At 36.5% G+C, this 15,149-nt stretch carries 15 protein-coding genes; 6 read left to right on the top strand and 9 right to left on the bottom strand.

Going from position 1 to position 15,149, the window contains the following annotated elements:
- Positions 1-297 precede the first annotated feature (297 nt).
- Positions 298-1,527 carry an EAL and HDOD domain-containing protein gene (locus ACIQZA_RS24945; protein WP_402884523.1) on the bottom strand — a complete coding sequence of 410 codons (1,230 nt, stop codon included), beginning with the start codon at positions 1,525-1,527 and terminating at the stop codon, positions 298-300.
- A gap of 404 nt (positions 1,528-1,931) precedes the next feature.
- On the opposite strand from ACIQZA_RS24945, the gene ACIQZA_RS24940 reads away from it, so the two are divergent.
- From ACIQZA_RS24940 to ACIQZA_RS24925, 4 genes are read left to right on the top strand one after another with little or no spacing between them, the layout of a single operon-like run.
- The gene (locus tag ACIQZA_RS24940) at positions 1,932-2,306 is read left to right on the top strand and encodes a GntR family transcriptional regulator (RefSeq protein WP_132362042.1); all 375 of its coding nucleotides are present in this window, start codon (positions 1,932-1,934) and stop codon (positions 2,304-2,306) included.
- Positions 2,303-3,196, top strand: a complete 894-nt coding sequence (locus ACIQZA_RS24935) for an ATP-binding cassette domain-containing protein (RefSeq protein ID WP_402884521.1) — start codon at positions 2,303-2,305, stop codon at positions 3,194-3,196. Before ACIQZA_RS24940 ends, ACIQZA_RS24935 begins: the two co-directional genes overlap by 4 nt.
- The gene (locus tag ACIQZA_RS24930) at positions 3,180-3,908 is read left to right on the top strand and encodes a hypothetical protein (RefSeq protein WP_402884520.1); all 729 of its coding nucleotides are present in this window, start codon (positions 3,180-3,182) and stop codon (positions 3,906-3,908) included. Before ACIQZA_RS24935 ends, ACIQZA_RS24930 begins: the two co-directional genes overlap by 17 nt.
- A complete protein-coding gene (locus ACIQZA_RS24925; RefSeq protein WP_142509265.1) occupies positions 3,905-4,603 on the top strand; it encodes a hypothetical protein in 699 nt (232 codons plus the stop codon). Before ACIQZA_RS24930 ends, ACIQZA_RS24925 begins: the two co-directional genes overlap by 4 nt.
- Positions 4,604-4,661: 58 nt before the next feature.
- Here ACIQZA_RS24925 and ACIQZA_RS24920 read toward each other — a convergent pair whose 3' ends face one another.
- Both ACIQZA_RS24920 and ACIQZA_RS24915 read right to left on the bottom strand, forming a co-directional pair.
- Positions 4,662-5,309 (bottom strand): VTT domain-containing protein, encoded by a 648-nt coding sequence (locus tag ACIQZA_RS24920; RefSeq protein WP_255505182.1) that lies wholly within the window; start codon positions 5,307-5,309, stop codon positions 4,662-4,664.
- Between the two features lie 662 nt (positions 5,310-5,971).
- Complete coding sequence (locus ACIQZA_RS24915; protein ID WP_142509263.1) at positions 5,972-7,519, bottom strand: fatty acid--CoA ligase family protein; 1,548 nt, start codon at positions 7,517-7,519, stop codon at positions 5,972-5,974.
- Between the two features lie 91 nt (positions 7,520-7,610).
- Here ACIQZA_RS24915 and ACIQZA_RS24910 point away from each other — a divergent pair, with 91 nt between their 5' ends.
- On the top strand, positions 7,611-7,736 hold the full coding sequence (locus ACIQZA_RS24910) for a hypothetical protein (RefSeq protein ID WP_400937812.1): 126 nt from the start codon (positions 7,611-7,613) through the stop codon (positions 7,734-7,736).
- Between the two features lie 235 nt (positions 7,737-7,971).
- Here the strand turns inward: ACIQZA_RS24910 and ACIQZA_RS24905 are convergent, their stop codons facing one another.
- From ACIQZA_RS24905 to lplA, 6 genes are all read right to left on the bottom strand, one after another.
- Positions 7,972-9,906, bottom strand: coding sequence for an FtsX-like permease family protein (locus ACIQZA_RS24905; RefSeq protein WP_400937815.1), 1,935 nt, complete (start codon positions 9,904-9,906; stop codon positions 7,972-7,974).
- Entirely contained in the window at positions 9,878-10,654 is a 777-nt protein-coding gene (locus tag ACIQZA_RS24900; RefSeq protein ID WP_142509261.1) for an ABC transporter ATP-binding protein, read from the bottom strand. The genes ACIQZA_RS24905 and ACIQZA_RS24900 overlap by 29 nt, the downstream gene beginning before the upstream one ends.
- Positions 10,655-10,666: 12 nt before the next feature.
- Positions 10,667-11,101 carry a hypothetical protein gene (locus ACIQZA_RS24895; RefSeq protein WP_400937818.1) on the bottom strand — a complete coding sequence of 145 codons (435 nt, stop codon included), beginning with the start codon at positions 11,099-11,101 and terminating at the stop codon, positions 10,667-10,669.
- A gap of 11 nt (positions 11,102-11,112) precedes the next feature.
- Entirely contained in the window at positions 11,113-12,096 is a 984-nt protein-coding gene (locus tag ACIQZA_RS24890; protein ID WP_400937821.1) for a sensor histidine kinase, read from the bottom strand.
- A complete protein-coding gene (locus ACIQZA_RS24885) occupies positions 12,096-12,800 on the bottom strand; it encodes a response regulator transcription factor (protein ID WP_142509258.1) in 705 nt (234 codons plus the stop codon). The genes ACIQZA_RS24890 and ACIQZA_RS24885 overlap by 1 nt, the downstream gene beginning before the upstream one ends.
- A 770-nt stretch (positions 12,801-13,570) precedes the next feature.
- Complete coding sequence (gene lplA / locus ACIQZA_RS24880; RefSeq protein WP_400937828.1) at positions 13,571-14,563, bottom strand: lipoate--protein ligase; 993 nt, start codon at positions 14,561-14,563, stop codon at positions 13,571-13,573.
- A gap of 144 nt (positions 14,564-14,707) precedes the next feature.
- Between lplA and yhfH the strand changes: the two genes are divergently transcribed.
- Positions 14,708-14,833: a protein YhfH gene (gene yhfH, locus ACIQZA_RS24875; RefSeq protein WP_132362068.1), complete on the top strand. Its 126-nt coding sequence runs from the start codon at positions 14,708-14,710 to the stop codon at positions 14,831-14,833.
- Positions 14,834-15,149: the final 316 nt, after the last annotated feature.

Below are 15,149 nucleotides of genomic sequence, written 5' to 3'. Positions count from 1 at the left end.
TGATTTCCGTTCCGACAGGGCAATTCGCTGCTGACGCGCAGAGCAAAGCTTCCTGGGGGTGTCTAATGCGCCGCTCCACTCGCGGTGTGATCTGACCCCAAGAAATCGCCCAGTCTCTACTCCAATCAACTATACACATGGCATAAGTTTTAACAAAATGAGCCCAATAATGTATAAAACATAAAAAATAAGCTACCTTAAATAGAATTTTAAGATAGCTTATTTTTGACTTTTCACTAAAATATATACTTAACTGCAAATCCGACTACAGGACATTGAAGATAACAAATCCTTGTTTTATAAAGATTTTTCTGCCCACTCCATTGCTTCATTGTATAAAAGATCAATATTTGTGAAATTCATATTGAGCTGAGGAGCTAAATTTTCTAAAGTAGACCAATCTAACTTACCTAACGCTATACTGAATTCCAGATAAGGTGTCATTTCAGTTTGATTACCTAAAATCGTTTCTGTTATTTCTTCTGAAAAAGGTAACTGCTGTAAAATAACATTCAGCGGTCTTTGCAACAAAGTGTCTATCAACGAAAACATCCCGACTAAAAAATATTCAGAGAAGTTTTTCTTATAGGAAAGCTTGGCTAATTTCTCACAAACTTTTGCTCTAAATAAAGAAGTACGCATGACTTCTTTAAAAAGATCATTTTCAGCATTTCTATCAATTTCTCGCATTGCCAATAAATAAATCCACTTTTGTAAATTTGAAACGCCGAGTAATATAATTGCTTGTTTTATCGAACGTACCTTGGATTTAGACCGTAGCTCTGAGTTATTAACCATTTGCAATAATTTATACGTTAAAGAAATATCACGCTCGATATTATCAGCTAATAATTGTATATTCGGTTCCTCTTCTTTTAATAGCGTAATAATATATAAATATTGAATAGTATTAGCAGGTATATCGGTAGCTGTAATGATTTGAGGTTGTTCAAAAAAATAGCCTTGAAATAATTCATAGCCAGAATGCTTTGCCACTTCAAATTGATTACGTGTTTCAACCTTCTCAGCCAGTAATTTTATGTGAGGGAAATTTTCTTTCACTTTATTTTCAATTTCCATGCGCTCCAATAACGGTGATACTAAAAAATCAACTTTTATAAAATCGATATAAGGAAATAACTCATCATAAACTTGTACCTTATCATCCAAAATAAAATCATCTAATGCAATATTAAACCCATATGATTTTAGCTCACTAACTCTCTCGACTAACTGAGTTGTAATAGGGACATTCTCTAAAATCTCAATAACAACTTGCGATGGATTTAAAAATTCATTTAAGGAACTCATAAGTAAGTTTTCTGTAAAATTAACAAAACTAGGTTTACCTTTTGTTACCTCTTCAATGCCAATTGAAAGAAATGAGTTTACTAGTACATCGATTGTTGCAGCATCTGGATCGACTATCGGAAAAGCATTTACGTTTTTGCTACGATATAATAATTCATACGCAACGACTTGTTCATGAAGGTTAAAAATAGGCTGTCTGCCGATAAATACTTCCATTTCGTCGCCCCCCATTTCTCCATATTCTAGTAATAAATATTATAGCATCTTTCATTACTCTCTGCTTATCATTCAAGTAACTGTCTAAAAGTCGCCTAACATTAATTAACATTCTATACAAGAAAATATTTTATCACTTTTATGACGCTATCCGAAGGACACTTCACTCAAATGCTTTAATCCCAACTTTCGGTGATTAACCCCTAAAAATCATTACCTAAAACTCCAAACTACTCATATTTCATGTATTCCTTTTCCAGAGAGATCTTTTTCAATTTCACTTAATCCTCCCTAAATATTTTTGTCAAAAATTTCATTTCATATTGACATTTTCCAGTTTTCAATATAAAGTACATTACAACACTAATGCACTATGTTACATAGGAATGAAAGGGGGTTTTTCGATGCACGTTCATCTAGATGGTACAACACCGATTTATATTCAAATTGCTGAATGGCTACAGCACGAAATCATCGCCGATCGATTACAGACAGACGCGAAGGTCTATTCACAATACCAGCTAGCTGAATTATTCAATATAAATCCTGCTACAGCTGGTAAAGGGCTGACAATTTTACTTGAAGAGCAACTTTTATATAAAAAACGGGGGTTAGGTATGTTTGTCGCTACAGATGCAAAGGAACGAATTTTATTGAAACGTCGAAACGAAATATTGACGAAAATGGCACAAGAGATCGTATTAGAGGCAAAACGTTTACTTGTATCTGATGAAGAATTGCTAGTGCTTATTCGAAAAACACAGGAGGGATTGGAATGAATATTATTCAATGTGAGGAGCTATCTAAAAGCTTTGGACGCCGTATTGCACTACAGCGCGTAACCTGCGCTATTGATGCAGAGAAAATTATCGGCATTATTGGTCGCAACGGTGCTGGTAAGTCGACATTACTTAATATTTTTGCTGGCTATCTAAAGCCTACAACTGGATCATGCAAAGTGTTTAATGAAAATCCCTTTAATAATATTCAAATTGCTGCCAATATGATTTTTATCGATGATCAATTAAGCTTCTCTGATTACTTGTCACTCGAAGATATTCTAAAGATGGGCGCTGATTTTTATCCTAATTGGCAAAATGAGTTAGCTTATCGCATGCTCGATTATGCAGGTATAGATCTCACAGCAAAGCATCAGCAATTGTCTAAAGGTCAATTAGCAACCTTTAACCTTGTCTACGGATTAGTAAGCCGCTGTGCACTGACTATTTTAGACGAACCGATGAATGGCATGGACGAAGTGATTCGTACAGATTTTTACAGAGCGATTTTAAAGGAATACCTAGCCTTTCCACGAACATTTTTAATTACTAGTCACCATTTGCAAGAGATGGAATCTATTTTAGAAGAAATTATATTAATAGATGAAGGCTCTGTCATTGCCCACGCACCATTGGATGAATTTAAGGAACAGCTTATATCACTTAGTGGACCAAGCGATGCACTTGCAGATCTGCTCTCTGAGACGGGAGTATACGCTCAAAAGATTATGGCAGGGATGACCTCAGCAATAATAGATGCTAGTAATCCATTCGTCTCAGAAGAAATACTTCGAGCAAAAGGCATCACGGTATCATCCCTTACAGCAAGTGAAGTGTGCAAGTATTTAACAAGTAAAAAAGGAAGTGATATTGATGCAATCTTTGACTAATACTTCACTGAAAACCATTGTTAAAAAACAAGTGAAATGGAAAGCAAAATTATATATTTCTGCCCTTAGTTCCTTAGTTATTGTACAAATCATTTTTGGGCTTTTAACATCTAGCTCGGGGAGTGGGTCTTCTGGTCATGGAGGAGAAAATTTAACTGTTCATTTCTCTAATTACTCACTCGATACATTTCTTATTGTTACAGCAATTTGGGCATTTATTGTAGCACTTCTCTTTACAACAAAAGCGTATCGTATTGATGACTTATCCATTATTTCTAGTCGAACATCTAGCGCTATTGCCAATATATTTGTCATGATTATTTACAGTTTTATTGCGGTCATCATTATGATTTCTACTTACTATTTACAAGTATTCGGAATTTTATTAGTGGGGAAAAAATCCTTTATAATAGAAGATCTATTTATTTCACCATCAATATTACTATTATGTTTCAGTAGCCTCTGTTTATTTGGCGCAATCGGCTTACTATTAGGCACCAGCTTCAAGGGGCCAGTAGTGATAAAAATACTTGTATCTACTTTTCTGCTGCTTGGCTTTATATTATTTTTTATGTCACCAGAGTTGATAAATCTTAGGTCATTAATAATGTTATCCAATCTTATGATTAGTGTTCTTTATTTGCTTATGGCTCTACTATGCTTTAGCCTCTCTATTTGGATTGCTGATAAATCGGAGGTGACTCGCAAATGACGGCGACTACACTATTCTTTTTTACTACAATACTACTGGTAATTGCTATTTATATACTACTAAGTAAATTAGGGAAAAAAGCTAAAAATATTTGGACCCCTAAGCGTATTATAATTGGCATTACTAGCTATATCGTACTTGGACTTACTGCCTTCATTTATATTAGTTTTTTTTCAGAATCAAAAATACCAATACTTTCTCCTTCTGAAATTAAACAAGTTGAGAAAAAATCAGATCAAATACAAAAGTACGATCAAGAAAACGATTCTTCTTATTTAACGGAGGAATACAAAAAGAAAACGTGGGAGCTAAGATATAAAGGAGATACATTACCTGTTGTTGTAAATGAAGGTGACAGTGGTTCAAGCGTTACTATTCGAGTGCGCTATAATGACAATATGGAATCTGGAAAAGCTCTTGTTACCTATTATCAACTTCCTGTCATTATAGAAGGTATTGATCTTTCAGACGAAGTACCGTTACCTAACATATACGTGGCACAAAACCAGCTATTTATTGAATCTCTCTCTAGACAACAAGTAAATTATTTTCGTATAAAAGCAACATTAGGTATTTTAGATATGAATCGTGAGCTAGAACGTGAATCATATGTAATGAGCTATTCCAATCCAAATGTCATCGTTATCGACATTCCACGAAGTACAGTTCTGGAAGACTCCCAAGGTCTTTTTTAGATAGTAAAAAACAAGGACAGTCCGCAGTGATTTTTTTCACCTTTAGACTGTCCTTGTTTTATTTTCTACTTGTTTTTGATTTAATAGCACCAATAACGGCTGGTACAACTGAAATTAAGATAATTAATATAAGAACCGTTGAGAAGTTATCTTTAATAATTGGAATATTACCAAAGAAATAACCTAGTAATGTACAGCTGAATACCCATAACACAGCACCTAAAATATTATACATAATGAAGTAGCCATACTTCATTTTACTAGCCCCTGCAACAAATGGTATGAATGTACGGATAAAAGGCATAAAACGCGCGATGACAATCGTTTTTCCACCGTGTTTATTAAAGAACTTTTCTGCTGCTTCCATACGTTCTTTTTTTACGACTCTACCAAGGAAGCTCTTTTGTGGAATGGATGTCCCTACTTTATGACCAATATGATAGTTCATCGTATCCCCTAAAATGGCAGCCGCTAAAAACACAGGAATTAATATCCACATATTAAATGCGCCCATTGCTGCTGCTAATGTTCCACTTGCAAAAAGCAATGAATCACCTGGCAGGAATGGGAAAATTACGACACCTGTTTCAACAAAAACAATTGCAAATAGAACGAAATAACTCAAATTACCAAACTTACGAATGATCTCCTCTAAATGCACATCAATATGCATAATAAAACTAATTAACTCCTTGATGAGTTCTATCATTTTTCCGTATGCTCTCTTTCAATTAAATTTTCTAAAGGCTTTGACGTAGCTAGACACCAAAGGTTCCATTCTTCTTTACAGTTATTGATGTTACTTCTCCCTCACTATATGACAAGCCTTTAAAAAGTATGTAGATTTCACAAGTTTGATTTTATCACTTACAGACATATACACTCAACTTATTTAAATAAGTGGCCACGCTTTTTTACATTGCTGTAATATTGGCCTAAAGTGAAGGTTCAATCAGTGGGTGTTCCGCGTCCCTCACTAGAGGAACACTAGCTAATATCTCACATTCTATGCAAACGTTTATGTGCTAACGCGCTTTCTCACAGAATACATTTGTAGCCCCTAATCAATTGAACTTTAGGGGCAGTTGATCTCCCACCTTCTCTTAAATTTTGAAATGGGAATGTGACTGTTCATTTATGCGGAATAAATCAGATGATACTTACAATTCCATTTCGTATGGGCTAAACTTTTATTATCCATTTGGGTACCCCTTTCGCATGAAGTCGGTTGACCAGACCACCTTCATTGTATGATTGGGTTTTTTTTCTTGTCCATAGCTAAAAGCTTTCCGGAACCCCTCGCATAGCAAGGGGTTTTCAAAGAATACAAAAAAAGCTACTATTTTTTTCAATAGTAGCTACTGTTTCTTATACTTTTTCTTTTAATGTACGACGCAAAATTTTTCCTGTCGTATTTTTCGGTAATTCATCCATAATCTCAATTACTTTAGGAACCTTGTATTTCACCATATGCTTTGCACAGTATGCTAGAAGGTCTTCTGTCGAAGTTGCTTCTGCATCTTTTAAGACAACATATGCATGTACAGCTTCACCTAAGTTAGGGTCTGGGTAACCTACAACTGCCGCTTCAACAATATTATTATGAGCAAAGAGTACTTCTTCAACCTCTCTTGGATAGACATTAAATCCACCTACAATAATCATATCTTTTTTACGGTCAACGATGTAGAAATAACCTTCTTCGTCAACTCTAGCTAAGTCCCCTGTATATAACCAGCCATCTCGTATAGTCATCGCTGTTTCTTCGGGTAATTTATAATAGCCCTTCATAACGTTAGGCCCTCGTACAATTAGCTCCCCTACTTCTCCAACGGGCACTTCCTGACCGTTAACATCCACCACCTTATTTTCAACATTGGAAATGGATGTCCCAATAGAACCTGCCTTACGCTCACGATCCAAAGGGTTAAAGCACGTTACTGGTGAAGCTTCTGATAGGCCAAAGCCCTCTGATACACGCACATTAAATTTCTTCTCGAAATTATGTAATAGTGCTACCGGTAAAGACGCGCCACCTGAAATCGCTAAACGTATTGTAGAAAAATCTTCAGGGTTGCTTTCAGGTAATTGATACAAGAAGTTATACATAGTTGGCACACCAGCGAAGACTGTTGCCTTTTGTTCCTTCGTTAATTTAAAGATTTCAGTTGGACTAAAACGTGGTACAAGTAAAATCGTTGCTCCACTCAATAAAGGTGCATTGGCGACGACAGTTAATGCAAATACATGGAAAACTGGTAACGTGGCAATAACACGATCATCTGCTTTATAGTCTAAATAATGCGCAACATCCCGTGCATTTGAATAGATATTTCTATGAGTCAGCATTGCACCCTTCGGAGTACCTGTCGTTCCTGAAGTATATAAAATAATTGCATTATCATCGTCAGCTACTTCTACTGGTTGGAAAGAGTCCGATGCACTAGCAATCACTTGTGAAAATAAATGAATTTTTGCCTTTGCTTCTTCGGATAAAGTCATTACTTTTTCAGCAACATTCTCTGTTGTTTCACAAACAACAAATGTTTTTACTTTTGGAAAAGCATGTACACCCATTTCTACTAATGGAAGAAGTGCATCTAGTGCAATAACAGCTTTTACATCACCATTATGCAAAATATACGAAATTTCATCCGGTGTATAGATTGGATTAATCGGAATTGCCGTTGCTCCTAAACGCATTGTTGCATATAACGCAATTAAATAATGTGGTGTATTGCCGAGTAAACACGCCACATGGTCCCCTTTTTCTACCCCTAAATCTTGTAACCCCTTTGCAAAGCGACCTACCGTGTGTTCAAATTCACCGTACGTCGTATCTTTCCCCATAAAATGATACGCAATTTTATCCGGTTGCTCTAATGCTTGTTGACGAACACTTGAAACTAAATTCAATTACACCATCCCCTTATCGTATCAATTTCGCCTTGGCGTAATTGAGGTCAGGATTTTAAATTGTGCCCAGGCCTGCACGAGGGCCGACACGATGTCGGTCATTTCGGTAATGCCACAAGGACGTGGCGTTATTACCGATACAGGTCAGTTAGCCGTTTTCGCAGGATGCGAAGGTTTTAGGCTAACATCCTTTAAGCATTCCTTTGTAAATCCGTGACATCCGCCGGAGGCTTTACCTTCATTCAGTAGATGTATGGACATCCCTTAAAATGGAATCACACCCGAATCCATCACACCACCTCAGAGGTGGGAGTCTGCTACTGAATGAAGATAAAATGAATCATTATTCAGTAATATTATATAAGAAACACATCTAAAAGACAACGAAACTTTTTATTTCATGTCATAAATTACGTCAAATAATTCATTTTTTTCTCCATTGCACATTTTGATTACGAACGAATATGCGAGATGTATCGCCAACGAATCAAATAAAAATAGACTATTTGTATTAAAACAAAAAATCCAAAAGCAAAGACAACTTCTTTGACAATGGAAATATTAGCAATATCCTTCAAGATACCTTGAACCATAAGAAAAGCAAAGGCACTATGCATCATTGCAACACCCCATGGCAAGAAAAATTGTGGGAACAAATGACGATTCACAAGCTTTTTGAGCTCTGTATCTGTTAAGCCCATTCGCTTTAAGACATCGAATTTACGCTTTTCTCTTTCAAGAGAAGTATGCAGTTTAAAGTAAACGAAGCTACCTGCTGCTAATAAAAATACCGTTGCTACTAAAACCCCTACTAATGTGAATAATGAGTAAGTAGCTAATATATAAGAATAATTTAACCCTGCATTTTCAAAGTAAAATGGGCTGAATCTATCCTTCTTATAAAAATATTGAGAGGCTTTTAGCTCCTCTATGTCCTTGCCGATCTCTTTCGTTGCCACCCACTGAGGGATATAGAAGGTAAATAAATGATAGATTGGCTGCACAACGTTTTTATCAGCAATCGGCTTTCTAAGCTTTCTAAAATCCTCATCACTTATCACTATAGAATTCACACTAACAATAGACCCTGGGAATACTATTTTAGGATATACGCTATCAATTGTTATCGGGATAGAATTTTCCTCTAATACAGTATGCACAACTTTATTTTTTAGTCTTTTTAGAGAATCTTCCGAGTATGGTATAAACACTGCCTCCCCTGAAGCCAAATCAAGTAAAGGGTAACTATAGGAAGAAAGCAATACATTCATATCCGATTCCCTAAAAACTTCAACCTCATTGTGAGTATATGAAGATGTTTGCTTGATGACAACAAAGCGCGATAAATGATAGGACAAACCCTTCTCCTCTAATTGAATTCGTAAAGAGGCGATATGATTTCGCTCATAGGGATTGTCGACATCCCCCTTATAGACAAGCCCTAATGGATTTAAACGATCATATTGTATTGTATAGGATGACATCGTCGCTAATACACCGACCGATAAAAAGGCCATTGTTGACACCATCGTTACTACAAAAAACATTTTCACATTGTCCATCATAATATGCGTTTGCTCAGCTAATGAAAGAAGTCGATAGCGTTGCCAATGAAATTTACGTTTGCCCCGTGCTTTATCTAAAAAGCAAGGTAAAGAATCACTGAAAAAATAATATGTTCCAAAGGTCGCTAAAAACGGGATTATTAATGTTAAACCAATCCAAGATGTATTCGATACGATAAACGTTAGTACATATGCTGATAAAATAAGGGTAATACCAAATACTGCACGAATTTTAGAATAGGTTGAAACACTATTTAAATAGTCATTCCCCTTCAGGAGATCGCGTAATTTTCTTTCACGTGTAAAATACACACTAATAAAGGAAATCACTACAAAAGCACTTGTGAAGACACCAATCGTTAGTAAAAATGGCTGCCATGAAACATATAAGGGTAAACTATCTAAATGTAAAATTTCTCGAACAATCATGAAAAAGAATTTCGAAAATGAGAAACCAAATATAATCCCAACAAAAATAGAACCTGATCCAATAATCATTGTCTCCAAAAAGACAAGCCTATTCATCTGGCGTTTTTCCATTCCTAAATGTAATAAAATTGCAAACTCATGTGATCTAGCCTCTAAAAAAGCACTCATCGAATAATATAAAAAGAATAAGGTAAAAAGGACGAGTACGGTTTCCGCACCTACCATTCCAATTAACGATGCTTCTCCTAAAATCCCTTGTTCAATATCCGGATGAAACATGAGCATTGAATAGATGAAAAACACAGCCACAGAAAAAAAGCTTGCCATGAAAAAGGCACCGTATATACGGCTGTTCCGTACGACATTACGGTAAGCGAATTGTCGAAAGGTCACCTACTTGTCCTCCTCCTAGTAAGCTCAAAACATTTAATATTCGTTGGAAAAACATTTGACGACGATCATCTTTGTAAATTTCATTGAAAAATTCACCATCTTTAATAAATAACACGCGATCGCAGTAACTAGCTGCAATTGGATCATGTGTTACCATTACAATCGTTGTTCGTTTTTCCTGATTAATTTTTGTTAAAAGTTCAAGTACATCACGTGAAGAATTCGAATCCAAATTTCCTGTTGGCTCATCTGCTAAAATGAGACTTGGATTATGAATAAGTGCCCGCCCAATGGCAGTTCTTTGTGCTTGTCCACCTGATATTTCATTTGGGCGTTTATGCAAGAACGAAGTTAAATCGAGCTTTTCCACAATGCTTGCAAGACGCTCCTCCATTACTTCTAATGGCTGTTGATCTAATGTAAGTGGCAGCACAATATTCTCTTCCACTGTCAGCATATGCAAAAGATTAAAATCCTGAAAAACAAAACCAAGCTGTCTTCTTCTAAAGTAAGCTAGCTCAGTTGCTTTCAGCGTATGAGGATTCATGCCATCTAAAATGATTTCTCCACTCGTTGGTTCATCAATCGTAGAAATGATATTCAATAATGTTGTTTTTCCACTTCCTGATGGACCCATGACTGCTAAAAACTCACCTTCCTCAACATCAAAGCTTAGTTGATTTAACGCACGATGAGTTACTTTGCCTTCATACACCTTTGTCACGTCTTTTATTTGTAAAATAGGCATACCTTGTTCACCTTATTTCTTGTTTAATTCCATAGATTCTGGTAACAGCCATTGCAATACTACCTCAAAGCCAATTTGAAAATGCGGCCCTGTTAATGATTCAGCTAACTGATTACCATCCTCCTCCACTAGACTAAAGCAATGCGACCCAACAATTACATCCCAGGCATCCATTTCGCCTTCCATGATTTCTCCACAAATCGTATAATGCCCACTGTACATCACTTGCTCACCTTCTACTGGAAAAGCGTTAAGTAAAGTTGGTTTATGTAAGTCTAGCCCAAGCTTATTCGAAAAATGCATTACTTCTTCATTAAACAAAAGACTAGCTTTACGGAAATTTTCACAGGATAAACAATCACAAACATCGTTTTGCGATTCGTATAATGTCTCTGTTTTTTCTGTCTCTACATGTAAAACCCATTCATCCAAACGTACTTCTATCATTTCCGATCCCCCTAATTCGTAAATGTCACTGTAACAATTGTTCCTTTTCCTACCTCTGATGTAATGTGTAATTCGTGACCGAGTTTTTCACAGATTTCTTTTGCTAAATATAAGCCCATCCCTGTGGATTCCCCAGTTTTACGCCCATTCTCACCAGTAAAAAAGGCTTTAGTGACACGAGAAAGATCGGAAGCTGGAATACCGATACCTTCATCACGAATGGCTAATTGTACGTAGTCATCCTTTTTAATGGCGGAAATGACTATTTTTTTATTTGATTCAAACGTATATTTAACCGCATTCGTTACAAATTGTCCGAGAATAAAGCGCAGCCATTTTGAATCACTTGCTACGATAATATCATCTTCAATATGAATTTCTGGGAAAACACGCTTTGTAATAAATAAACGTTTATTTTCATTTACAGTTGCAGTCACAATCGTTTTTAAAGCAACCTGTTCTACTTGCATATCCTCTTCAAAATTTTCTAATCGAGCATTCACCAACACCATATCCAAGCCTCTTCGCAAACGGTCAATTTCCTCCTGCACATTCTTTTTATCGAGAGGACGTTCATCCTGCAATAAAAGCTCAATAACAGAAATTGGCGTTTTCATCTGATGCACCCATTGATTAATAAACTGATCATGCCGTTTTTGGCCTGCATATAACGTTTGAAGCTCATGCTTATATTGTCGATATAGTTCATGCATATATTTCTCAACCTGTATCGCCTCAGGTGTTTTAGCATTTTTTTGCAACACATCCTCCATTGTTTTAGGAAGCAGTGATATTTTTAATAAATAACGTTGGCGCATTAAATAACGGATAAGTAAAAACGAAGCTAATAACACTAAACTAATACAGAAGGAATAAATAGCAGTATCAACATTTCGAAAGCCGTCCAACCAATATAAGACCATGATGAAGCCGACTAATATGATCTGGAATACAATGAACGATGCGTAATCACGCAGAAATAATTTCCAGCCCACTATAACTCACCTGCACTTAAAATAAAGCGATAGCCTGCTCCACGTACAGTTTCTATAGAAGACGCAATATGATAATCAGCCAACTTTTTCCGCACTCGTGTCATATTGACGTTCAACGTATTCTCATCGACAAATGCCTGATCGTCCCAAAGCTCTTCTAACAATTGCTCACGTGTCACTACTTTCGGAGCATTTCCCATTAACAGTTCTAAAATGATACATTCTTTTTTCTGAAGTGGAATCTCTAAATCATTTTTATGAAGCTCCATTCTTTCTAAATGAAGAATAAGCTGTCCTTGTTTAATTGTCCGCTCCTCTTGTCTTGCTGCATATTCACCATATGTACGACGCAAGTGACTGCGGATTTTAGCCAGTACAATTTCATAATTAAATGGCTTCGTAATGAAATCGTCGCCCCCATTTTCAAGCGCAAAAATTTGATCCATTTCGCCAGAACGAGCGGAAATGAAAATAATTGGACAAGTTGTATGTTGACGTAGCTGGCGACACCAATAGTAGCCATCGTACGAAGGTAAATTTATATCAAGCAACACCATATGTGGATTAAATGCTGTAAATTCTTCAACAAGATGATCAAATTCTTTGATCGTTTCAACTTCGTATTGATATTTTCTAAGCGTTTCTGCAAGCAATGACGCAATCTTTACATCATCTTCGACAATAAATATTCGATGCTTCTCCATACCAACACTCCTTTCTATCCTATATTGTATCAAAAAAAGGTTCGATGACATAACTGTCAGCGAACCTTTTGTAGCAAAAGTTAACCCGAATTATTAGCTAGAGATATTTGTCTCAAAATACCTTTGCCTCAATTAGTGGCATCCCCTTAACGTGGGTGTTAATTTCCGTTCCGACTCGGTTCTTTCCTGAGTGCGTTCGTGTGCCGCGTTCTTTGGCTTTTCTATCCGTCGATTCGTTTTCCTTCCGTCATTCTCGCCCTTCTATCCGTCGCTCTGACACTTCTATCCGTCGCTTCGGCTCTTTTATCCGTCGCTTTCCAGTCAAGTCCTTAATATTGTGTAAAATTTTATACAATGTTCTTCAACTCTGACTTTAGTTTAGTCAAATTGTCCAGCTTATGTTGGAATTCGCCGCTAAAAGTGTGAGTTGCGCCGCTAACCAAAGGAAGAACGCCGCTAAAACATGCATCCGTCCATCACAGGATGTAATGCCTTTAGCCTTCGTTTCTCTATTGCTAATTCCCAATGAGTCGCCTAGCTTCCACACCCATCAACTTATCCGCATGATACGTGTCATCTACCTTTGTTTATCGAAACACTTTTACGTTTTATCACCCAACTTTTGAATTTTATCGACTAATTTTCACGTTTTATCGCCCAACTTTTAATTTTTATCGACATCCAAAAAGGATTCATCCACAAAATTGTGCGTGAATCCTTTTACTTTATTATGTCAAACTCGAATCCTCAATTTTCTACGCAAGCTTTTCTTAATAAATTAATTGTAAAAACTCTTCTGTCGTAATTCCACCAAAGTATGTTGGAATATCAATATTTGTTAACGCCTCAGCAATTGCAGTTCGATCATAGTTTGTCCCAACTAATCGTTGTTCAACATCTGCCATGTCGCCCACGCCGAAGAAATCACCAAAAATATGCACTTCTTCAATAATTCCGTGATTCACCTCTAAGCGAATATCAATGCCTCCTGTTGGGAAACGATGTGTTTTTTGAATGTTAAAGCGTGGTGATTTCCCATAGTTCCATTCCCATGTTTGATAACGCTCAGCAGATAGCTTATGGATATTTGCCCAATCTTCCTCCGTTAACTCATAATAGCGAATCTTTTCTTCACCACCGAAAATGGATTTTAAAATTTCTAGGCGGAATTCTTCGACTGTCAACTTGTCCTTTAAGAACTCCGAAATATTAGCTACTCGTGAACGGATCGATTTAATGCCCTTTGATTCAATTTTATCTTTCTTCACCTTTAATGCGGATACAACAGCATCAATTTCTGTATCAAACATTAAAGTACCGTGGCTAAACATACGGCCCTTTGTAGAAAACTGTGCGTTACCAGAAACTTTACGCCCTTCCGCTAAAATGTCGTTACGGCCAGAAAGCTCAGCATGAACGCCCATTTTTGCAAGTGCATCTACAACAGGCTGAGTAAACTTTTTATAATTCATAAAGCTATCGCCGTCGTCTTTCGTGATAAAACTGAAGTTAAGATTCCCTAAATCATGATACACCGCGCCCCCACCAGAAAGACGTCGCACAACGATAATGCCATTATCCTCTACATAATCCGTATTAATCTCTTCTATAGTATTTTGATTTTTACCAATGATGATTGAAGGTTGATTAATGTAAAAAAGTAACACTGGCTCCTTCTCAACATCCATCGTTTTTAATAAATACTCCTCAATGGCAAGGTTAATGCGTGGGTCATGAATCCCTTTATTATCAACGAATATCATAAATTACGTTTCCTCCTTCACAAAATATCCATATTTATTTTATCGTAAATTAGGCATTTTGTGTTGACGAAAAGCATCTGTTATAATACACTATAAAATATCAAAACAGTAATAGTACAGATGAATTTAAAGGAGGAGTCCACAATGTTAGAAAATGTAGTTGAATTTTTCAAGAACCTACCTGCAAAGCAATGCACAGAATGCGGTGAAAAAATTGAAGAACAAAGTGAATGCTACAGCAACACTTGTGAAAACTGTAACCACCTATAAGCATTTGCCTATTCTGTAAAGTCGTCATATACGTGCCCCACACGTACTAATAATGACAACCCTCATCATATTTTGATGAACCCTTAATTAAATCTCTTACACTTACAAAACAGCAGCTGATACGCTCATATCAGCTGCTGTTTTTTGTGTATTTTTTTACATATGAGCGATTTTCACCCGTACCCGAGTAGCTCTTCCTCCCCCTATTTAAAGCAATCATTCAATCGAGTAGGAGACTAGCCATTATTTGGCTAGTCGACCTCTCACACCACCGTACATACGGTCCCGTATACGGCGGTTCAACCTCTTAAGTATC

The sequence above is a fragment of the Lysinibacillus sp. NPDC096382 genome (assembly GCF_044762845.1).
Taxonomy (GTDB): Bacteria; Bacillota; Bacilli; order Bacillales_A; family Planococcaceae; genus Lysinibacillus.
The sequence above is the reverse complement of the archived record's forward strand: the minus strand, read 5'-3'. Positions and strand labels throughout refer to the sequence as shown.

Coding starts and splice junctions, on each gene's coding strand:
- ACIQZA_RS24945 (WP_402884523.1), bottom strand. CDS start 1,527: ATGGAAGTATTTATCGGCAGACAGCCTATTTTTAACCTTCATGAACAA.
- ACIQZA_RS24940 (WP_132362042.1), top strand. CDS start 1,932: ATGCACGTTCATCTAGATGGTACAACACCGATTTATATTCAAATTGCT.
- ACIQZA_RS24935 (WP_402884521.1), top strand. CDS start 2,303: ATGAATATTATTCAATGTGAGGAGCTATCTAAAAGCTTTGGACGCCGT.
- ACIQZA_RS24930 (WP_402884520.1), top strand. CDS start 3,180: ATGCAATCTTTGACTAATACTTCACTGAAAACCATTGTTAAAAAACAA.
- ACIQZA_RS24925 (WP_142509265.1), top strand. CDS start 3,905: ATGACGGCGACTACACTATTCTTTTTTACTACAATACTACTGGTAATT.
- ACIQZA_RS24910 (WP_400937812.1), top strand. CDS start 7,611: ATGTCGGTCATTTCGGTAATGCCACAAGGACGTGGCGTTATTACCGAT.
- ACIQZA_RS24900 (WP_142509261.1), bottom strand. CDS start 10,654: ATGCCTATTTTACAAATAAAAGACGTGACAAAGGTGTATGAAGGCAAA.
- ACIQZA_RS24895 (WP_400937818.1), bottom strand. CDS start 11,101: ATGATAGAAGTACGTTTGGATGAATGGGTTTTACATGTAGAGACAGAA.
- ACIQZA_RS24885 (WP_142509258.1), bottom strand. CDS start 12,800: ATGGAGAAGCATCGAATATTTATTGTCGAAGATGATGTAAAGATTGCG.
- lplA (WP_400937828.1), bottom strand. CDS start 14,563: ATGATATTCGTTGATAATAAAGGGATTCATGACCCACGCATTAACCTT.
- yhfH (WP_132362068.1), top strand. CDS start 14,708: ATGTTAGAAAATGTAGTTGAATTTTTCAAGAACCTACCTGCAAAGCAA.